Origin of the sequence: Moritella dasanensis ArB 0140 (assembly GCF_000276805.1) — a bacterium.
Lineage (GTDB): Bacteria > Pseudomonadota > Gammaproteobacteria > Enterobacterales > Moritellaceae > Moritella > Moritella dasanensis.
This window is the reverse complement of record NZ_AKXQ01000021.1, coordinates 57,839-77,847: the sequence shown is the minus strand read 5'-3', so window position 1 is coordinate 77,847 and position 20,009 is coordinate 57,839. Positions and strand designations below refer to the sequence as shown.

The following is a 20,009-nucleotide window of genomic DNA, read 5'->3' as shown; positions in this document are numbered from 1 at the left end:
TACGATGAGTATTCCGTCGACTATTCGCTTCTCACGCCCTGATAGTGATCAGGGCTGGCGCGCTGAAATCTGTCTTAAGTATGGTATGAAGGGCGGTAAAACACGGTTACTAGAACGCCAGCAAATCGGTCCTTTGGCAGTGCAAAAAACCTTTTATCCGGAAGGCGAAACTTGCCATACCTATCTGTTACATCCTCCAGGGGGTGTCGTTGGTGGCGATCAACTGCGTTATGATATTCATGTCGATTCGGCATCTCACGCATTATTAACTACGCCTGGTGCGACTAAATTCTATCGTAGTAATGCGGATACGGCTTGGCAGTCTCAGGAATTATCGGCTGCGGATGGTGCTTTTCTTGAATGGCTGCCGATGGAAAATATCTTCTTTCCAGGCGCGCAAGTTAAGTTGAGTACCGAGGTTCATTTGACCGGTGATGCCCGTTTTATCGGCTGGGAAATGCAGTGTTTTGGCCGTCCGGTATTAGCGGAAGACTTTACCCATGGGCAAATATTAGGGCAGACGCATATCTTTCGTGACGGTAAATTACTGCTGGCTGAAAATCTACGTTTACAGGATAAAACCCAGCTGGAATATGCGGCCTCATTACGCGGTTATCCTATGACGGGCAGTCTGTATATTAGCCCTGTGGATGATGTGCTGGTGAGCCGCATTAATCAGATAATTGATGAGCAACAAGTACGTTTCGGCGATGCGGTATTACTGGGCGCCAGTGAACTTGAAGGGTTGTTAGTGGTTCGCGCTTTAGGGCAGCACACAGAGCCTATGATGGCGAGCTTTGTTCAGGTTTGGTCTGCGGTCAGAGAAGCTTGGCTTGGTTATACTCCAGATGCACCAAGGATCTGGTCTACGTAATTTTATAATAAAGGAATATGAATGATCAAATTAACGCAAATATTAACCGTGGCAGCTAATCATGTTGACGCTTATGTGTGTTTGACCATGTTACAGCGCACCAAGAGTAGGCTCAAAGTACAACTTGAAGATGGCCGTGATGCGGGCTTATTTTTACCCCGTGGACAGTTATTGAAACATGGCACGCAACTCACGACCGATGATGATTTTGTCGTTCAAGTCATTGCCGCTAAAGAGCGCGTATCAACGGCACGATGTAACGATCCAACCTTATTTGCGCGCGGTTGTTACCATTTAGGCAACCGCCATGTGCCATTGCAGGTTGAAGCCGGTTGGTGCCGTTTTATCCATGACCATGTACTCGACGAAATGTTGGTTGGTTTAGGTTTAGAAGTAACGGTTGAAGATGCCGCATTTCAACCTGAACCCGGTGCATATGGCGGCACCACCGGTGGTCATTCCCATAGTAGTGAGGAAGAGTATGTTCATCCGCATGAGCATGAACATTAATCCTCGTATCAACGAATAGGTAAATAGCATGGATAATATGTTAGCTGAATTAAAGCTATATCAGTTGATCAGTCCATCGCTTCCGGTGGGCGGGTTTACCTACTCACAGGGGCTTGAGTGGGCAATTGAAAAAGACTGGGTAACTGATGTTAATAGCTTAGATAATTGGTTGTCAGGACAAATATCAGAAAGTTTAGCCAGCCTTGAATTACCCATTCTTATGCGTTTACAAACATGCTTAGCCAATCATGATCATCAGCAGGCGCAGACTTGGTGTGACTATTTAGTAGCGAGCAGAGAAACCAAAGAGATGCGCTTAGAAGAACGCCAACGTGGACTTGCATTTGTACGCTTATTACCAAGATTAGGCATATCACTGGATGATAGTGAACTGGCTAAAATGGTTGAAACTACACAGCTTGCTGCGTTTGCCTTGGCGATTAATCAGTGGGCTATTCCAATAGAAAAAGCACTCGGGGGTTATCTCTGGAGCTGGTTAGAGAATACCATCGTCGTGGGTATTAAATTAGTGCCCTTAGGGCAAAGTGATGGCCAGCAACTATTAATGAAATTAGCAGAATCGATACCTGCCGCAGTGCAACAAGCATTAGCAACAGACGATCAAAACATTGGCAGTTTTACGCCCGCTCAGGTAATGGCGAGCTGCCGACATGAACATCAATATACGCGATTGTTTCGCTCATAAGGATTTGCAATGACAGAATTTAAACAACCATTACGCATTGGCGTCGGTGGTCCAGTAGGCTCGGGTAAAACCGCATTATTAGAAGTTTTGTGTAAAGCTATTCGTGATACTTATAACATTGCCGTTGTAACGAATGATATTTATACCCAAGAAGACGCGAAGATCTTAACCCGTGCTGGAGCGTTGGATGCTGATCGTATTATCGGGGTGGAAACGGGTGGTTGTCCACATACCGCTATCCGTGAAGATGCGTCAATGAATTTGGCTGCGGTTGAGGAATTAGCGAAACTACACAAAACGCTCGATATCGTATTCGTCGAAAGTGGCGGCGATAATTTAAGTGCGACGTTTAGCCCGGAATTGGCCGATTTAACGATTTATGTAATTGATGTTGCCGAAGGTGAAAAAATCCCGCGTAAAGGTGGTCCGGGTATTACTCGCTCTGATCTGCTGGTGATCAATAAGATGGATTTAGCCCCTTATGTCGGCGCCTCGCTAGAGGTCATGGAGCAAGATACCAAGCGTATGCGCGGTGATAAGCCTTATGTGTTTACCAATATGAAAAAGCAAATCGGCTTGCAACGGATAATTGATTTTATTGTTGATAAAGGCATGTTGAATTGCGGGTAGATTACGGTTAATGGTGAGTAAAATAGTTGCTTAGATCCCATTATTCAACTTGCTCTATCCCGAGTGAATAAATGATGACTATACTCAAAAAATAAAGTAATCATTTATATATTTGAATGATTTATAATTCCAACCGCATTTATAAACGAGAGCAATAAGAGGGATATTGATGTGCTAAAAGCTAATTTAGAACGACGTAGTTATCACCGAATGTTAATCGACTCACCGGTGCAGGTGACGGATGAAGAGCGTAATATTACGGCTATCTGTCGTGATTTAAGCGCGAGTGGCATGTCATTGGATGTACCTGAGAGTTATTTTTCTTTAAACGATAGTGTGAGTATCTTTCTACCGACAGGCGATAGCCGAGTCCCTCCACTGCAAGCCGAAGCGAAAGTAACTCGTATCGATAATAGTGGTGAGCATTTTCAAATCGGTGTCGAGTTTACCAGTTTAACGTAAGCCGACTTGGTGGGGTGAGTCATCTTGTTAATTTGAGTTATTAATAGCTTGATAATCAACAGACAAAAAAAGGCCGAAAGTGGAATCTCCACTCTCGGCCTTTTTATAGATGTTATTTAACTTAATAACGACTTAATAACTAATTAATAAATAGGTACATAATCTCAACAGCATAGTAAATTCAGATTAATTACGCGCCAACTTTAGCCGCAATTAAATCGCCCATTTGTGCCGTGCTTTGTACTGGCTTAGCATTGCTGTCACTGTGCAAGTCGCCAGTTGCATAACCTTCTTCAAGTACAAATGAAACCGCTTGCTCAATTGCTTGTGCAGCGTCTTCTTGTTTTAGTGAATAACGTAGCATCATTGCAGCAGATAAGATTTGTGCAATTGGGTTGGCAATACCTTTACCGGCGATATCGGGTGCAGAACCACCCGCTGGTTCGTATAAACCAAAGTCAGAATCGTTCATGCTTGCCGACGGTAACATACCCATAGAACCTGTGATCATTGCACATTCATCAGAGATGATGTCGCCGAATAAGTTGCCGCACAGTAGTACGTCAAATTGCGATGGGTCCTTGATTAACTGCATTGCTGCGTTATCTACATAGATGTGTTCAAGTTCTACTTCAGGGTAATCTTGTGCTACTTCAAGTACCACTTTACGCCATAAAACTGATGTTGCTAGTACGTTGGCTTTATCAACCGATGTGACTTTATTGCCACGTAATTTAGCTGCTTCAAAGGCGATACGTGCAATACGATCAACTTCCGCACGGCTATATAGCATAGTATCAAAACCAGTTTCGTCAGCGCCTTCGCCTTTAGTCCCTTTTGGTTGACCAAAATAGATGCCGCCCGTTAATTCACGTACAACAACCACGTCAAAACCATTATTGGAGATATCAGCACGCAGTGGTGAGAATTTTTCTAAACCTGCATAGATCTTAGCTGGACGTAGGTTACAGAATAATTTGAAGTGACCACGTAATGGTAATAGTGCGCCACGTTCAGGTTGTTCTTGTGGTGGCAGGCCTTCCCATTTTGGTCCACCGACAGAGCCAAATAATATCGCATCTGAATTTTCACAAGCCGCTAGCGTGCTTGATGGTAATGGCGTGCCGTGGTTATCAATCGCGATACCACCGACATCATTAAAGTCATAGGTTAACTCTAAATTAAACTTACTTTGCACAGCAGCAAGTACTTTAATTGCTTCCGCCATTACTTCTGGACCGATACCGTCACCTGGTAATACAGCAATATTGTGTTTTGTTACAGTCATCCTTAGCCGCCTTTTCTATATTATTAAATTTGTATTATTGAATTTGCTTTTTAAGTTTTTTTTGCTCTACCGCATTTGCGCGATGGATGTTATTCATTACGTGGATATAAGCCAGCGCAGAAGATTCAATGATATCAGTTGCTAGACCGATGCCGTGGAACTTACGGCCTTCGTATGTCGCCACTATATCTACCTGACCCAATGCGTCTTTACCTTCACCTTTGGCGGTGATGTGGTAATCCGCTATATCAATATCGAAGCCTGAGATGCGGCTTAAACATTTATAAACAGCATCAACGGGACCATTACCAATCGCCGCTTCAGTATCTGTGTGTGATTCATCAGTCGTGTCTAGTTGTGAAATCAAGCTAATCGTCGCGGTTGCTTTTACACCTGAACCGGACTGAACACTGAGATAATCTAATTTAAAGTGTGCTTCATCTTCGTGCAAATTATTAAAGAAGATTAATGCTTCAAGGTCATAATCGAATACTTGGCCTTTCTTATCTGCCAGTTGCAAGAAGCTTTCGTACAGTTCATCAAGGCTATAATCAGTGTCGCTATAACCCAGCTCAGCCATGCGATGCTTGATCACGTGACGACCTGAACGTGATGTTAGGTTTAATTTATTTTGGGTTAAACCTATGCTTTCAGGTGTCATGATCTCGTAGGTGTTTTTAGCTTTTAACATACCATCTTGGTGAATACCTGATGAATGTGAAAATGCATTACCACCAACAATGGCTTTATTACTCTGTACTGGCATGTTGCATAGCTGGCTAACCAGTTGGCTAGTACGGTAAATTTCTTGTGGATTGATATTAGTGGTTTTACCTAATAGATCGTAGCGAGTATGCAAGATCATGGCAATTTCTTCTAACGAACAGTTACCAGCGCGTTCGCCAATACCATTAATAGTACATTCAATTTGACGTGCACCTTGCTGTACAGCTGCAATGGAGTTAGCGACCGATAAACCGAGATCATCATGACAATGAACAGAGATTATGGCTTTATCTATATTTGGTACGCGATTGAATAAGTCAGTGATGATGCCGCCGAATTGCGATGGCACGGTATAACCGACAGTATCTGGAATATTAATGGTGGTGGCGCCTGCTTTAATCGCTTCTTCAACCATACGACATAAATTATCGATAGGTGTACGACCGGCATCTTCACAAGAGAACTCTACATCGTCAGTATACTTACGTGCATGTTTAATGGCGTGACGCCCCATACCGAGTACATCGTCAAAACTACGCTTTAGTTTACTTTTAACGTGAATATCAGAAGTTGAAATAAAGGTATGAATACGGAAATCTTTGGCTACTGACAGCGCTTCGCCTGCCGCATCAATGTCTTTTTCGAGTGCACGAGAAAGCGCGCAAACACGACTGTTTTTAATATTACGTGCGATGGTCTGCACTGACTCGAAATCACCAGGTGATGAAATTGGGAAACCAACTTCCATTACATCAACGCCTAAACGCTCCAGCGCAAAGGCAATTTGTAATTTTTCTTTTACGGTTAGGCTCGCAGATAATGCTTGCTCTCCATCCCTCAAGGTCGTATCAAAAATAATAACCTGGTCTGACATTATGAATCCTTCAATTTGCCGTTATATAGACTCGCTTTAGCCATCTATATGTATAAATTAATTTTATGCCTTAATCATTACAGGCTTGGTTGTTTTTTGTCAATTAATTTATCCGCAGTGACAGTAAGAGATACCATTAAGTCAACGGCAAGGAAAAGGGTGCTGCGTACTTATTACCGGGATAAATTAGACCTTTCTTTGATCTATGCCACACTTAAAATAGGCTTTTATCGAGAGGTGAGATATGTTATTTAAAAATGAACAAGGTGAAATGGTTGAACTAGCGGATGATTTAACATTAAAAGAATTAACCGAAATGGGGATTGATATATCCTTAGCTGAAAAGACCAGTGATGAACCCCTAGATAGTTGGTCACACTTAGCGAGTCATTAGCTACATTGTAGCGCGTCATTAACAATCTTTAGCCAACACTTAAATAGGTTAACGACTAAATATGTTATTAACTGCAGCGATAAATGGCAGTTGTTAAGTTAAATGACGCTATAATTGGCTTTTTGAGTGTGAAATAGGTTATAAAATATGCATTTATTTTACAAATGATATTTTACAGGCTACCCTCTCTGGCTTACAACTGTAAGCCGAGTTGAATTTACGCCCGAATTAACATGAGAAACAGACATGAGTCAGCATTTCGTAAATCAGATCCTTGATAGGATCGAAAAGTATCAAGACAAAACGGCCCTAAAAAGTAAAACTAAAGCGGGCTGGGATTGTGTCAGCTGGAAACAGATGGGCGAGCGTATTGAAGGTCTTGCAAATAACTTGCTGAACCGTGGACTTAAAGTTCAAGATACTGTCGGTATTTGGTCAAATAATTTACCCGAATGGACGATTGCCGATCTAGCCCTACAGCAATGTCGTGCCGTGTCTGTACCACTGTATCCAAGCAGTACTTCATCGCAAGCTGAATACATTATTAATGATGCTAAGATGACCTGTATGTTTATTGGTGATAAAGCCGAGTTAAAACTCGCGCTGCCTTTACTGGATAAATGTGAGACGTTGCAATCATTAATCGTGTTCTCTTCGACGGTGACATTACCAGATGATCCGCGTGTTGTTGCTTATGCCGACCTGTTAGCATTTACCCCAGGTAGTTCATCGTCGATGGCGCTTGCACATCGTATCGAACACGCTAAAACTGACGACTTACTTACCTTAATTTATACTTCGGGTACAACAGGTGAACCAAAAGGCGTGATGCTAGATTATAGCAATATCCAAGCTGCTTTAGCCTTGAATGAACCTGAAACGCGTTTAGAAGAAAATGATGTGTCGTTAGCATTCCTACCACTAAGCCACGTGTTTGAACGTATTTGGACATTTAATGCTTTGTTTTGGGGGGCTGAAAATACCTACCTTAAAGATCCTGCTCGCATTCAAAAAGCCTTAACAGATACCCAACCAACGGTTATGTGTGCTGTGCCGCGCTTGTATGAGAAAATCCATACAACCATGATGAACAAAGTTGAGAACGCGCCTAAATCACGTAAAAAATTATTTAATTGGGCTATCGCTGTAGGTAAGAAATGTTTTGCTGCGCAGCAAGCGGGCACGTCTATTTCACCATTATTAAAGCTGCAGCATGTGATTGCAGATAAATTGGTATTCACTAAACTGCGCGCGGTATTTGGTGGCAAGGTACGTTTCTTTCCTTGCTCGGGCGCGAAGCTTGATGACGAAGTTAACTTATTTTTCCAAGCAATCGGTATCCATCTTAAATATGGTTACGGCATGACTGAAACCGTGGCGACAGTGAGCTGTTACTCAAAAGACTTTAAACTTGGCTCTATCGGCTCGGTGTTGCCCGGTATTGAAGTAAAACTGGGTGCTGAAAACGAGATTTTGATTAAGAGTCCGACGGTGATGCGTGGTTACTTTAATAAACCGGAAGAAACGGCCAAAACATTTGATGGTGAATGGTTGAAAACTGGTGATGCAGGCGCAATTGATGAACATGGTTACCTGTATATTACTGATCGTTTGAAAGACTTAATGAAAACGGAATGTGGTAAATATATTGCGCCACAATTAATTGAAGGTACGTTAGGTCGTGACCGTTTCATTGAACAAGTGGCGGTATTTGCTGATGCGAGAAAATATGCTTCAGCGTTAATTGTGCCCGCACAAGAAGCGATTGAAGAACATGCTAAATCGCTTAATCTAAAATATGAATCATATGTTGAATTACTCAAGCACACTAAGATTGTCGAACTGCTTGATGAGCGTGTTAAAGAGATGCAAAAAGAGTTAGCTAAATTTGAGCAAGTGAAAAAATTTAAGTTAATGGCATCACCGTTTACCAATGAAAAAGGTGAATTGACACCAACGCTTAAGTTAAAACGTAAAGTGATTCAACAGCGCTATAGTAGCTTGATTGAAAGTATGTATAGCACTGTTAAAAAAGGAAAAAATATAAAATCTTAAGTTTTTCCATCTAGCATACTTTATCCCGTTGTGCATTTTAAAAGTGACTGGCAACGGGATTATCATTTCTGGATCACACTTATTACTGAGTGATCTTTTATTGCCCTAGCACTTTCTGCTATTTATTCCTGAGCCTCGTAAATATTCACGCCATTGTGATCTATCTGAACTAACCTTAATTTAATATGGATAAACAGATTGGTAACAATGGATAGTGCTAATTATGGACAAGTTCAATACCGGAAAATATTCAGGTCAAAGGCGTAAAATAATGCTTGCCTTAATGGCTGTTGCTGGCTCATTTATGCTGTTTTTTGCTGTCTACTTTTTAGCATATTCAAGTGATTCAATCTGGTTGTTATTATTGGACCTACGCCATACAATAATGCTAACGCCTAGTTCTGTCATTATGGCTATAGTTGTCAGCACTATTAGTGTTATCTGTATCTATAAAGCAAGTAACTACAGGCAGTCTCTGCGAAAAGCTAATTTGGAATTATCTCGTTTACAAGGGCGACTCGTCGAGTTAGATTTATCGGTATATTTAGATAACTGCACTGGATTAGCTAATCGATTCAAGTTTTTAGAAGTACTTGATGCCCGAATGGCGCAAGGGAAAGGAAATACTGCTTTATGTATTTTGGATCTCGACGACCTTAAAAATATTAATGATACCTTGGGCCATAATGTTGGAGACCAAGTGATCGCCATCATTGCGCAACGGATTAAACTGTCGTTAGAATACTCTCTTCAACCGCGCCTGTATAAAACTGATATTTTTCGTATTGGTGGCGATGAATTCGCGATTTTAATCATGGGCATATCAGATGCAGATGATATCGCACCTATTTTAAACCAACTGCTTAAAAATATCCGTCGTAAAATTGAATTGTCTGGTGAGCGTATCTCTGTCGGTGTCAGTATTGGCGTTAGTATTAGTCCTGAACATGGCATGTGTAGCGACTCATTATTGAAAAAAGCGGATATGGCAATGTATAAAGTCAAAGAGTCTGGCAAACATGGTGTCGCTTTTTTTAAACCTGAGTACATGCGAGAATTGGAATATCGTGTTCATTTAGAGCAAGAGATTAATCAGGCAATTATCAATGGTGAATTTGAAGTCTATTACCAACCAGTTATTGATATATCAACAGAAAAAGAGTTAGGCTTTGAAGCGTTAATTCGTTGGAATCACCCTGTTCGTGGTTTAGTCCCCCCCGATGATTTTATTCCGGTAGCAGAGCAAACGGGCCTTATCGTCCCTATTGGTCAATGGATCATTAAACAGGTATGCAGTGATTTATCATTATTACAGATCAACAATCCTGAGTATTTTATTGCCATCAATATTGCACCACAACAACTTGCTGATCATGCCTTTGTACAAAATGTCAGAAGTATTTTAGCGTGTTATTCACTATCGCCTACCCAGATCCATTTTGAGATAACTGAAACCACATTAATGAATGCAGATGGTGATAATTTACGGGTACTACGTGAATTAAATAACTTAGGCATCAAATTATGGATTGATGATTTTGGTACTGGTTACTCTTCATTTAGTTATCTGCATAAATTTCAATTCTATGGTATTAAGTTAGATCGTAGCTTTATTGAAGGTGTGCTGGAGTCGGAACGCAGTCAAAAAATTGTGCGAGGTATTTGTGCGATGGGAGAGGCTTTAAAATTAGAGTTATTAGGTGAAGGTATTGAGGACCCAGCGCAAGCCGAATTCTTACTAAAACAAGGCTGCTCTAAAGTGCAAGGTTACTGGTATGCAAAACCGATGTCTTTACCCACGTTAAATATGTGGTTAGCAAGTCGAAAGGAAAATACGCTAGTGGAAACCAAAGAACGCCCCTCTGCATAGCCAAATATTTTTGGTGATTTAGTAATTCGTTAAATTAAATATTTTGAAATAAGAGTGCGTCATTATACGGATTAAATTCTACAATTTAATCTTTTTCATTTTAAATCAATCTGTTGCCAGTATAACCTTCTTCGTTACTCTCATGTTTTAGACCGAAATATATCGTTATAAGTGATTATGATGAATTTTTTTGATATTTAATTTCTTATATTGCTTTTAAAGATGATTTTATTTTGTTAATTTTAATAAATAAACCAATTAAATAAAGTTAAATCTAATTCAATGGGAAGTTTAAACTTGTAACTTATTTGTTACAATGTGGACAGTTGTCAAACTAGAATTAGGAAATGGGCCGGGAGGGCCTGCTTATGGAAATGTTGTCTGGTGCCGAAATGGTAATCCGCTCGCTGGAAGATGAAGGTATCGAGCATATCTTCGGTTATCCTGGTGGCTCTGTTCTTGATATTTATGATGCGTTATTCGAATCAAGTCAAATTGAACATTTTTTAGTGCGTCATGAGCAAGCTGCAGTACATGCTGCAGATGGTTATGCACGTTCAACAGGGAAAGTTGGTACAGTCTTAGTTACATCAGGACCTGGTGCTACAAACTGTATTACGGGTATTGCGACAGCGTATATGGATTCAATTCCGCTGGTTGTCTTATCTGGTCAGGTTCCAACCTCAATGATCGGTAACGATGCATTTCAGGAAACGGACATGATGGGTGTATCTCGCCCTATCGTAAAACACAGTTTTTTATGTAAAACAGCTTCTGAAATCCCAGAAGCTATCAAAAAAGCGTTTTATATCGCGTCAACAGGTCGTCCTGGACCTGTGGTAATTGATTTACCAAAAGATACGCAAAACCCGTTAGCTAAATTTCCGTACAAATACCCTGAGAACGTATCTATGCGTTCATATAACCCAGTTAAATCGGGTCATAAAGGTCAAGTACGCAAAGCTGTTAAAGCAATCGCAACGGCTAAACAACCGGTACTTTATGTTGGTGGCGGTGCTGTAATTGCGAACGCTGAAGCACAAGTATTGAAATTTGCAGAACAGTTAAATCTACCGGTAACGAATACCTTGATGGGGCTGGGTATCTTCCCTGGTACGCATCCTCAGAATATCGGTATGTTAGGTATGCATGGTACGTTTGAAGCGAATAAAACCATGCATAATTCAGATCTTATCATTTGTTTAGGCGCACGTTTTGATGATCGTGTGACTAATGCAATTGATAAATTCTGTCCAGACGCAAAAATTATTCATGTTGATATCGATCCAACATCAATCTCTAAAACTGTACACGCTGATATTCCCATTGTTGGTTCTATCGAAGTGGTTGTTGAGCAGATGCTTGAGATTGTTCAAGAGTTAGATGTGACTGCGAATGAAGAAGAACGTGCGGCTTGGTGGAAACAAATTGATAGCTGGCGTACCAAAAAATGCCTTAGCTATGAAACGGGTACATCGATTAAACCACAAGCTGCAATTGAAGCTCTGTACAAGCACACTGACGGTAAAGCGATTATTGCGTCGGATGTAGGCCAGCATCAAATGTTTGGTGCCTTGTATTACCCGTACGATAAACCACGCCAATGGATCAACTCCGGTGGTCTTGGCACGATGGGCTTTGGTTTCCCTGCAGCAATGGGCGCTAAAATCGCCAATCCAGAAAAAGTAGTATGTTGTATTTCTGGTGATGGTTCTATTCAAATGAATATTCAAGAACTATCAACTTGTCTGCAGTATGGTATCGCAGTTAAGATTATTACCCTGAATAACGGTGCGTTAGGCATGGTTAAGCAGTGGCAGAAAATGTTCTATGATGGCCGTCATTCTCATTCTTATATGGAGTCTATGCCTGATTTTGTTAAATTGGCTGAAGCTTATCATCACGTTGGTATTCAGGTGAGTAAACCTGAAGAGCTTGATAAAGCTTTTGCTGAATGTTTCTCGGAAGAAAATAAAAATCGTGTTGTATTCATGGATATCATTATTGATCCTGAAGAACATGTATATCCGATGCAAATCAAATATGGCGCAATGGATGATATGTACCTAAGTAAGACGGAGAAAACCACCTCATGAGACGTATAATTTCAGTATTAACAGAAAATGAATCAGGTGCATTGTCACGTATCGTCGGTTTATTTTCACAACGTGGTTATAACATTGAGTCTTTGACTGTATCGACGACTGATGATGAAACGCTGTCGCGTTTAACCTTGGTAACAAACGGTGACCGCGCGGTTGTCGAACAGATCATGAAGCAATTGAACAAGCTGATTGATGTGTTAAAGGTGAGTGATCTTACTGAAGGTCCGCATATTGAACGTGAGCTATTATTGATTAAAGTAAAAGCATCTGGTTTTGTGCGTGCAGAAGTGAAACGTACATCGGATATTTTTCGTGGTCAAATCGTTGATATCACTGATTCTTTGTATACAGTACAACTTGCAGGTGATAGCGATAAGCTTGATGCCTTTATCCAAACGTTAGCATCGAGCACTGAGATTGTAGAAGTTGTTCGAAGTGGTGTTTGTGGTATCGCTCGTGGAGAACGCTGTTTAAAAGCATAACCTCGCTTTTATCCGCATAAAAAAGCCAGCTCATGTCATGTGAGCTGGCTTTTTATTTTGTTTAATTAATTATATTAATCAAACGCTTATACTAATTTAGATAATTCACTATCAAATAAATTCTTCATTAAGCCAACGAATTCTTCGATAAATTCCATTTGCTCATGACTCGGTGAGATATCCCAAGCACTTGATAATACTTCTTCTAAATCACCGACAATTGCGTCTATTTCACGGATAACAATAAAACGGTGTTTTTCAGTAAGCTGTTGATGCTGATTGCAAACCATCATTGTATTATTGGCAATATGTTCAGAAAAAATATCGCCAATCGTGTCTGTCGTAGACGCAGCCTGCTGATTATGGTTTTCAAAAATAGCTAAGTTATCCGCTAAAAAGTGGATTAGCTGAATATAGCCATCACTGTTTGTTATCATTATTATTTACCGCTTCAAATATAAACATCACATGCTATTGCGTCGTTCCTCGCTAATAGGGGGTTACGCCGCTATTCGGATATCAGCATGTATAAGGCTTAATTATGCGCTGACCGCTTTGATAGGTAAAGTAGAACAGAAAACAAAGCGTTATTTTCTGTGCTACTTTGCGTCATATCAATAATTTTGTCAGATAGTTTGCAGTAAACTCATATTTAATAGCTACAAGTGGGTATATGGAATAGGATTAATTAAATCGTGAAAAGTCTGGCTTACGTTTTTGCATAAAAGCCGATACCGCTTCTTTAGATTCTTCGCTTTCAAGCGCTGCGGAAAAGTATTCAAGCTCTACGTGGACAACTTTCTCGATTTGACTAATCAATTCAGCTTTCATTAATTTTTTGGTATTACGCAATGATGCTGGTGCTTTCGCCGCTAATTTCAATGCACTTTTTTCTGCCATCGCAAATAATTCATTTGCTGGCAGCACCTTATTCGCCAGACCAATTTCCAATGCGGTTTGAGCATCAAACTTATCTGCGAGTAGCATCAGTTCGGCAGCGCGTTGATGGCCCGCCATACGCGGTAATATCAAGCTAGCTGCATATTCTGGTACAGCTGCAAGGTCGGTAAAAGGTAAACGCAGAACTGTGTTATCGGCAAGGTAGACTAAATCACAATGCATTAGCATCGTAGTACCAATACCGACCGCAGGACCTGCAGCAGCAGCGATGACAGGCTTAGAAAAGTGTAGTAATGCCAACATATACTGTACTAGCGGTTGGTCTTTAGAGAAGTCCATACCATTCATGAAGTCAGCCATGTCATTACCCGCACAGAAACAAGTCTCTGACCCGCGCAATATCACGACACGTACCTCTGGGTTTTCATCAGCTTGACGAAAAGCTTCCGCTAACTCGGTATAAAATGCGCCGTTAAATGCATTAAGTTTATCTAAGCGATTGAGGGTTAGTGTCAGTACGCCTTGTGCATTCAATTCTGAGAGTAAATAAGTCGCCATTTTGTCATCCTGATAATGGGGTTTTGAGAGCACTATTTTGCCATGTAAAGCACTTGAATTATACTGACAATGTTAGTATTTGGTTGTTATTTTGTTAAAGCTGCTTGTGGTTTATTTGCTATATATCCATAAGCCAACTTACCCCTATATAACTAAATGGAATAAAAAATCATTATTTATTCTTTGTGGTTATCCTTAACAGTCGTTAATCTGGAATTAATTCAGCACAGTGGAAGCCGTAATATGCTATTAAAGGAACTATCATCATTGACGAGTCCGTTGAGTGAGCCGCAGTTATCAACATTGCAATTGGCACTTAACGATTTGTCACCAACGCAAACCGCGTGGGTAAGTGGATATTTGGCAGGGATAAGCCAAGCATCTGGAGGTCAAGTACAGGCGCAAGGCGCGGTATCTCAACCTGCTCAACGTGTGACTATTTTATTTGGTTCACAAACCGGTAATGCCAAAGGTGTTGCAACAGAGCTTTTCGAGCAAGCCCAAGCACAAGGCATTGCAGCCCGACTTGTGAGCATGGCTGATTATAAAGCTAAAGAATTGAAAACAGAATCGCACTTACTGATTGTTGCGAGTACCAATGGTGAAGGCGAAGCGCCAGATGATGCTGTTACCTTCCATGAATTCTTAGCGTCTAAAAAGGCCCCTAAAGTACCCACGCTGAAATACAGTGTTTGTGCATTAGGTGATTCAAGCTATGAATTCTACTGTCAAACAGGGTTGGAGTTTGATGAACGTTTAGCGGCACTAGGCGCTGAAGCGATTGTCGCGCGTGCTGACTGTGACGTTGACTATGATGATGCAGTGGCAACGTGGAGCGAACTTGCACTGGCAGCGGTTAAAGCCACACTTAAAGACGCCACAACGACTGAGGCGCCAAGTACGGCTGTTGCGTCGACGCATGTAGCTAATACTTATTCGAAAAAGAAGCCGTTTAAAACCGAATTATTAATTAACCAAAAAATCACTGGTCGTTTTTCAGATAAAGATATTCGCCATGTAGAGATTGCCCTAGAAGATGCTGGTATTAGTTATCAAGCTGGTGATGCGTTAGGGATCTGGTTTAAGAATGATCCTGTGCTTGTTGATGCGATTTTAGATCAATTAGAATTAGATGGTGCAGAAACCGTTACGGTAGCAAATGAAACGCAAAGTTTACGTGATGCGTTGATTAATCGTTTCGAATTAACGCAGAGTTACCCAAGTTTTGTTCAAGCTTATGCTGAATTATCAGGTTCGAAAAAATTAGCTAAATTACTCGATGATAAAACGGCATTACGTAATTATTGTTATGGTCGTCAAATCTTAGATGTGATTGACGAGAAGAAAGCGAAATTAACGGCACAACAGCTGTTAAGTGGATTACGCAAGTTAACACCACGTCTTTATTCAATCGCTTCAAGCCCGAATGAGGCTGAAGGTGAAGTTCATTTAACTGTTGCTGTGGTTGATTATCAGCAAAGTGGTGAGCAACGTATTGGCGGTGCATCAGGCTTTCTGCAGCGTCTTGAAGAAGGTGCTGAGATTGAAGTATTTGTTGAGCACAATGATAACTTCCGTCTACCAAGTAACGATAATACCCCGGTGATCATGGTTGGTCCTGGTACGGGTATTGCGCCGTTCCGAGCATTTGTACAAGAACGTGATGTACGTGAAGCGACAGGTAATAACTGGTTATTCTTTGGTAACCAACATTTTACTGATGACTTCTTGTATCAAACCGAATGGCAGGATTATTTAAAATCGGGTCTATTAACGAAGATGGATGTTGCCTTCTCTCGCGACCAGGCTGAAAAGATTTATGTGCAAGATCGTTTACGTGAAAACGCGGCTGAGCTGTATGCCTGGTTAGAACAAGGTGCACACGTTTATGTTTGTGGCGACGGCGATAGAATGGCGAAAGATGTCAATGAAGCATTGATCGAGATTGTAGCCGAACAAGGTAAATTAGCGCGTAATGAAGCAGAAGAGTATGTTGCTGAACTACGTCGAAATAAACGTTATCAGAGGGATGTTTACTGATGAGCGATATAAAATTAGCGGTTAACGAACGCATTAAAACGGAAAGTAATCTATTACGCGGTACGATTGCTGAAGGTCTTGCAGATCAAATCACTGGCGGACTGTCAGATGATGATATGCAATTAACTAAATTCCATGGTTTCTATCAGCAAGATGATCGTGATATTCGTGCCGAGCGTCAGAAACAAAAATTAGAACCTCGCCATAGTTTTATGCTACGAGCACGTGTTCCCGGTGGTATTTGTACGCCGCAGCAATGGTTAGAGATAGATCGCATTGCCAGTGATTTAACTATTTATGGCAGCATCCGTTTAACGACGCGCCAAACGTTTCAGTATCACGGTATTTTAAAGCCGCAAGTGAAACCACTTATTCAAGCATTAGGCTCGGTTAACCTCGATTCGATTGCTGCCTGTGGTGATGTGAACCGTAATGTGATGTGTACGCCTAATCCGGTTGAATCTGCGTTACACCAAGAAGCTTATGCGTGGGCAATTCGTTTAAGTGATGACTTATTACCAAACACCAATGCTTATGCTGAATTGTGGTTAGACGGTGAGAAAGTGACCAGTAATGAAGTTGAACCTATGTATGGACCAACTTACTTACCGCGTAAATTTAAGATTGCAGTTGCGATCCCACCACACAATGATGTTGATATTCATGCCAATGATTTAAACTTTGTGGCTGTGGGTGATAACGGTAAATTAGCGGGCTTCAACGTATTGGTTGGCGGCGGTATGGGCACAACACACGGTGATGTGAATACCTTCCCACGGTTAGCTGATGACTTAGGTTTTGTTAAACCTGAAGATGCAGTTGAAGTGGCGAAAGCGGTATTAACAGTACAGCGTGATTGGGGTTGCCGAACGGATCGTAAACGTGCGCGTTTGAAATATACACTTGAAGATAATGGTGTCGATAAATTCCGCAGCGAAGTTGAATTGCGTTCAGGTATTAAATTTGCCGTACCAAAAGAAATCGTGTTTACCACTCGTGGTGATCGTTTTGGTTGGATCAAAGGTGTTGATAATAAATGGCATTTAACGCTATTTATTGAAAATGGTCGTATTGTTGATACTGAAACCCATCCGATTAAAACCGGGTTAGTTGAAATTGCTAAGATCCATCAAGGTGATTTTAGAATGACAGCAAACCAAAACTTAATTATTGCCGGTGTGGCTGAACAAGATAAAGAGCAAATAGAGCGTCTTGCACGTTTATATGGTTTGTACTCAGATGAATTAAGTCAGCAACGCTTGAACTCAATGGCGTGTGTGGCTTTGCCTACATGTGCATTAGCCATGGCGGAAGCAGAACGTTATTTACCATCACTGGTAACGAAAGTTGAAGTGTTGTTAGCTAAACACGGTATTCCTGAAGAACACTTTGTGATGCGTATGACTGGCTGTCCAAACGGTTGTGGTCGTCCATTCTTAGCGGAAGTTGGCTTTGTTGGTAAAGGGCCTGGTAAATACAACATGTATTTGGGCGCGAAGAATAACGGCATGCGTTTAAACAAGATGTATCGAGAGAATATTGGTGAAGCTGAGATCTTAGCGATCCTAGATACATTAATTGCAGAATGGGCAACTAATGGCTTATCCGATGAACGTTTTGGTGATTTTGTAGTACGCACCGAAGTAATTAAACCTGTGATTATTGCGTCGAGAGATTTCCATGGCTAAATTGAACCTAGATGAATTATTAACGTTAGATAAGGCTAGTCAGAAAGCGGCTTTAACAGTCGTTAATGCTCAGCTAGAGGACATGACAGCGCAGCAACGTGTCGATTGGGCTGTGACTGAATTAGGTGACAAGCTGGTATTGTCATCGAGTTTCGGTATCCAAGCGGCCGTTTGCTTGCATTTATTAACACAGTTTAAAGCTGATATTCCGGTTATTTTAACCGATACCGGGCACTTATTTCCCGAGACATATCAGTTTATTGATGAATTAACAGAGCAGCTTAGCCTTAATTTACAGATATATACCGCGCCGCAGTCAGCTGCTTGGCAAGAGTCGCGTTATGGTAAATTATGGGAGCAAGGTGTCGAGGGCATTACTCAATACAACGTGCTTAATAAAGTGGAGCCAATGAAGCGTGCGCTGAAAGAATTAGGGGCGCAAGTGTGGTTTTCTGGTTTACGTCGTAGTCAATCATCAAGTCGTGAAGCATTACCGGTATTGTCGATTCAAAATGGCTGTTTTAAGTTTTTGCCTATTATTGATTGGACTAACAAAGAAATTCATTATTATTTGCAAGATAACGGCTTAAGTTACCATCCGTTATGGGAGCAAAATTATGTATCAGTTGGCGATGTGCATACGTCACGCCCACTGCAAGCAGGCATGACGGAAGAAGAGACACGCTTCTTTGGTCTAAAGCGTGAATGTGGTTTGCATGAAGAGAGTGAAGAAGTGGGTGGCAGTGGTATTTAATCGCTAAGCCATCTCCAGTTTATCTCGTTGACTTATTTCTTGGTTAATAAAGTTTAGTGCTAATTCGTTAGTGCTAAGCTTTTTGCCATTCAGGAATAGCGTTATCAATCGGCGCTGCTTCAGGTGTCGATTGTTTCTGGTTTTTTTCATCTTCTGATGTTGAGTTCTTGGCTTCATCTAATTCTTTTTGCAACTCGTCTACTTTTTGTTTGGTTTTATCCCAGCCGGATTCTGCACCTTGTTTTAAGGATTCTAACCACTCGTCGCTGTTATCCGCACTTTCTTCTAATAGCTCATCCGTTTTGCCTTTCGCGGCTTCCATTGCTTTATTTGTTGCTTCTTTGGTTTTATCCCATGCTTCTCCCATCGCGTCTTTAGATGCATCCCACGCATCATCGGCACTCGTTGCTTGCGCCGTAAATGTCGAAAAGCAACTGGCTAGGCTGATTATTAAAATGGACATTTTTTTCATCATCACTCGCTTATTGTTTAAATAGGATCACTTATATAACTAAATTGTAGCAAATATTGCTGCGGTGCGTCATCCCTCAATAGATATACAGCTGTTATTACAGTGATTCGGCCAAATAGTAATTGTGACGTGTGGCCTATCGAGTCGTATTGATGAAACGGTGTTACTGGTGCAGTAAGAGGGCGATGGCATCAATTTTGTATTTAGCGATTATGACTAACAAGAGTGTGATAAAGGCGAGCAGTGTGCCACATATCCCGGCTACTTTACCTTGTAACCAAGTTAGCATGCCGATGGAGATGATGAATAAAAACAGGGCTGCGCTAGCTGATGTGGTGCCAATCGCGCGTACTTGACTGATTTGTTCCAATACAAGCGCCGAGAAGGTGGTTATTGTTGCCACTTCAATACTCAAACGAACATCGATATATAAGGCGACAACAAACAATAAAGAAGTCAGGGTAAACATGAGTAGGGTGATGCTGCTGTAGATGCTTTTGCGATGGCTTCGTAAGATTTGAGCGGCGATAGATAAAGAAAAACCAGCCATTAAGCCACTGATAAAAGATACTTGGTTGGTTTGGAGTTCGAGAATTTCATTCATAGGCGCTCACCATTAAT

19 protein-coding genes are annotated in these 20,009 nt (G+C 41.1%); 13 read left to right on the top strand and 6 right to left on the bottom strand.

Annotation, left to right across the window (positions count from 1 at the left end; genetic code table 11):
* Positions 1–4: 4 nt before the first annotated feature.
* From A923_RS0116390 to A923_RS0116370, 5 genes are all read left to right on the top strand, one after another.
* Positions 5–874 (top strand): urease accessory protein UreD, encoded by an 870-nt coding sequence (locus tag A923_RS0116390; RefSeq protein ID WP_017222773.1) that lies wholly within the window; start codon positions 5–7, stop codon positions 872–874.
* Positions 875–895: 21 nt separating this feature from the next.
* Complete coding sequence (gene ureE / locus A923_RS0116385; protein WP_017222772.1) at positions 896–1,384, top strand: urease accessory protein UreE; 489 nt, start codon at positions 896–898, stop codon at positions 1,382–1,384.
* A gap of 28 nt (positions 1,385–1,412) precedes the next feature.
* Complete coding sequence (locus A923_RS0116380) at positions 1,413–2,090, top strand: urease accessory protein UreF (protein ID WP_017222771.1); 678 nt, start codon at positions 1,413–1,415, stop codon at positions 2,088–2,090.
* A gap of 9 nt (positions 2,091–2,099) precedes the next feature.
* Positions 2,100–2,720 (top strand): urease accessory protein UreG, encoded by a 621-nt coding sequence (gene ureG, locus A923_RS0116375; protein WP_017222770.1) that lies wholly within the window; start codon positions 2,100–2,102, stop codon positions 2,718–2,720.
* 171 nt (positions 2,721–2,891) lie between these two features.
* Positions 2,892–3,182, top strand: coding sequence for a PilZ domain-containing protein (locus A923_RS0116370; protein WP_017222769.1), 291 nt, complete (start codon positions 2,892–2,894; stop codon positions 3,180–3,182).
* 190 nt (positions 3,183–3,372) lie between these two features.
* Here the strand turns inward: A923_RS0116370 and leuB are convergent, their stop codons facing one another.
* The gene (gene leuB, locus A923_RS0116365; RefSeq protein ID WP_017222768.1) at positions 3,373–4,470 is read right to left on the bottom strand and encodes a 3-isopropylmalate dehydrogenase; all 1,098 of its coding nucleotides are present in this window, start codon (positions 4,468–4,470) and stop codon (positions 3,373–3,375) included.
* A gap of 34 nt (positions 4,471–4,504) precedes the next feature.
* The gene (leuA, locus tag A923_RS0116360) at positions 4,505–6,070 is read right to left on the bottom strand and encodes a 2-isopropylmalate synthase (RefSeq protein ID WP_017222767.1); all 1,566 of its coding nucleotides are present in this window, start codon (positions 6,068–6,070) and stop codon (positions 4,505–4,507) included.
* A 244-nt stretch (positions 6,071–6,314) separates the two neighbouring features.
* Here leuA and A923_RS0116355 point away from each other — a divergent pair, with 244 nt between their 5' ends.
* From A923_RS0116355 to ilvN, 5 genes are all read left to right on the top strand, one after another.
* The gene (locus A923_RS0116355; protein WP_017222766.1) at positions 6,315–6,464 is read left to right on the top strand and encodes a hypothetical protein; all 150 of its coding nucleotides are present in this window, start codon (positions 6,315–6,317) and stop codon (positions 6,462–6,464) included.
* A gap of 246 nt (positions 6,465–6,710) precedes the next feature.
* Positions 6,711–8,519, top strand: a complete 1,809-nt coding sequence (locus A923_RS0116350; RefSeq protein WP_017222765.1) for an AMP-dependent synthetase/ligase — start codon at positions 6,711–6,713, stop codon at positions 8,517–8,519.
* A gap of 223 nt (positions 8,520–8,742) precedes the next feature.
* The gene (locus A923_RS0116345; RefSeq protein ID WP_237716232.1) at positions 8,743–10,389 is read left to right on the top strand and encodes a putative bifunctional diguanylate cyclase/phosphodiesterase; all 1,647 of its coding nucleotides are present in this window, start codon (positions 8,743–8,745) and stop codon (positions 10,387–10,389) included.
* 368 nt (positions 10,390–10,757) lie between these two features.
* Positions 10,758–12,485, top strand: a complete 1,728-nt coding sequence (locus A923_RS0116340; protein WP_017222763.1) for an acetolactate synthase 3 large subunit — start codon at positions 10,758–10,760, stop codon at positions 12,483–12,485.
* Complete coding sequence (gene ilvN, locus A923_RS0116335) at positions 12,482–12,976, top strand: acetolactate synthase small subunit (RefSeq protein WP_017222762.1); 495 nt, start codon at positions 12,482–12,484, stop codon at positions 12,974–12,976. Before A923_RS0116340 ends, ilvN begins: the two co-directional genes overlap by 4 nt.
* Positions 12,977–13,062: 86 nt before the next feature.
* On the opposite strand, the gene A923_RS0116330 is transcribed toward ilvN, so the two are convergent.
* A complete protein-coding gene (locus A923_RS0116330; RefSeq protein WP_017222761.1) occupies positions 13,063–13,413 on the bottom strand; it encodes a DUF3802 family protein in 351 nt (116 codons plus the stop codon).
* Between the two features lie 247 nt (positions 13,414–13,660).
* Complete coding sequence (locus tag A923_RS0116325; protein WP_017222760.1) at positions 13,661–14,434, bottom strand: enoyl-CoA hydratase; 774 nt, start codon at positions 14,432–14,434, stop codon at positions 13,661–13,663.
* Between the two features lie 243 nt (positions 14,435–14,677).
* Here A923_RS0116325 and A923_RS0116320 point away from each other — a divergent pair, with 243 nt between their 5' ends.
* Genes A923_RS0116320 through A923_RS0116310 form a run of 3 tightly spaced genes read left to right on the top strand, consistent with a single transcriptional unit; the run spans position 14,678 to position 18,916 of the window.
* A complete protein-coding gene (locus A923_RS0116320; RefSeq protein WP_017222759.1) occupies positions 14,678–16,474 on the top strand; it encodes an assimilatory sulfite reductase (NADPH) flavoprotein subunit in 1,797 nt (598 codons plus the stop codon).
* Positions 16,474–18,162, top strand: a complete 1,689-nt coding sequence (gene cysI, locus A923_RS0116315) for an assimilatory sulfite reductase (NADPH) hemoprotein subunit (RefSeq protein ID WP_017222758.1) — start codon at positions 16,474–16,476, stop codon at positions 18,160–18,162. The genes A923_RS0116320 and cysI overlap by 1 nt, the downstream gene beginning before the upstream one ends.
* Positions 18,155–18,916 (top strand): phosphoadenylyl-sulfate reductase, encoded by a 762-nt coding sequence (locus A923_RS0116310; RefSeq protein WP_017222757.1) that lies wholly within the window; start codon positions 18,155–18,157, stop codon positions 18,914–18,916. The genes cysI and A923_RS0116310 overlap by 8 nt, the downstream gene beginning before the upstream one ends.
* A 73-nt stretch (positions 18,917–18,989) precedes the next feature.
* On the opposite strand, the gene A923_RS0116305 is transcribed toward A923_RS0116310, so the two are convergent.
* A complete protein-coding gene (locus A923_RS0116305; protein ID WP_237716231.1) occupies positions 18,990–19,379 on the bottom strand; it encodes a hypothetical protein in 390 nt (129 codons plus the stop codon).
* Positions 19,380–19,551: 172 nt separating this feature from the next.
* On the bottom strand, positions 19,552–19,992 hold the full coding sequence (locus tag A923_RS0116300; RefSeq protein WP_017222755.1) for a hypothetical protein: 441 nt from the start codon (positions 19,990–19,992) through the stop codon (positions 19,552–19,554).
* Positions 19,993–20,009 lie beyond the last annotated feature (17 nt).

What these genes read in the sequence shown, in the direction of transcription:
- A923_RS0116390 (WP_017222773.1), top strand. Translation starts at nt 5, where the DNA reads ATGAGTATTCCGTCGACTATTCGCTTCTCACGCCCTGATAGTGATCAG.
- ureE (WP_017222772.1), top strand. Translation starts at nt 896, where the DNA reads ATGATCAAATTAACGCAAATATTAACCGTGGCAGCTAATCATGTTGAC.
- A923_RS0116380 (WP_017222771.1), top strand. Translation starts at nt 1,413, where the DNA reads ATGGATAATATGTTAGCTGAATTAAAGCTATATCAGTTGATCAGTCCA.
- ureG (WP_017222770.1), top strand. Translation starts at nt 2,100, where the DNA reads ATGACAGAATTTAAACAACCATTACGCATTGGCGTCGGTGGTCCAGTA.
- leuB (WP_017222768.1), bottom strand. Translation starts at nt 4,470, where the DNA reads ATGACTGTAACAAAACACAATATTGCTGTATTACCAGGTGACGGTATC.
- leuA (WP_017222767.1), bottom strand. Translation starts at nt 6,070, where the DNA reads ATGTCAGACCAGGTTATTATTTTTGATACGACCTTGAGGGATGGAGAG.
- A923_RS0116355 (WP_017222766.1), top strand. Translation starts at nt 6,315, where the DNA reads ATGTTATTTAAAAATGAACAAGGTGAAATGGTTGAACTAGCGGATGAT.
- A923_RS0116350 (WP_017222765.1), top strand. Translation starts at nt 6,711, where the DNA reads ATGAGTCAGCATTTCGTAAATCAGATCCTTGATAGGATCGAAAAGTAT.
- A923_RS0116345 (WP_237716232.1), top strand. Translation starts at nt 8,743, where the DNA reads ATGGACAAGTTCAATACCGGAAAATATTCAGGTCAAAGGCGTAAAATA.
- A923_RS0116340 (WP_017222763.1), top strand. Translation starts at nt 10,758, where the DNA reads ATGGAAATGTTGTCTGGTGCCGAAATGGTAATCCGCTCGCTGGAAGAT.
- ilvN (WP_017222762.1), top strand. Translation starts at nt 12,482, where the DNA reads ATGAGACGTATAATTTCAGTATTAACAGAAAATGAATCAGGTGCATTG.
- A923_RS0116330 (WP_017222761.1), bottom strand. Translation starts at nt 13,413, where the DNA reads ATGATAACAAACAGTGATGGCTATATTCAGCTAATCCACTTTTTAGCG.
- A923_RS0116325 (WP_017222760.1), bottom strand. Translation starts at nt 14,434, where the DNA reads ATGGCGACTTATTTACTCTCAGAATTGAATGCACAAGGCGTACTGACA.
- A923_RS0116320 (WP_017222759.1), top strand. Translation starts at nt 14,678, where the DNA reads ATGCTATTAAAGGAACTATCATCATTGACGAGTCCGTTGAGTGAGCCG.
- cysI (WP_017222758.1), top strand. Translation starts at nt 16,474, where the DNA reads ATGAGCGATATAAAATTAGCGGTTAACGAACGCATTAAAACGGAAAGT.
- A923_RS0116310 (WP_017222757.1), top strand. Translation starts at nt 18,155, where the DNA reads ATGGCTAAATTGAACCTAGATGAATTATTAACGTTAGATAAGGCTAGT.
- A923_RS0116305 (WP_237716231.1), bottom strand. Translation starts at nt 19,379, where the DNA reads ATGTCCATTTTAATAATCAGCCTAGCCAGTTGCTTTTCGACATTTACG.
- A923_RS0116300 (WP_017222755.1), bottom strand. Translation starts at nt 19,992, where the DNA reads ATGAATGAAATTCTCGAACTCCAAACCAACCAAGTATCTTTTATCAGT.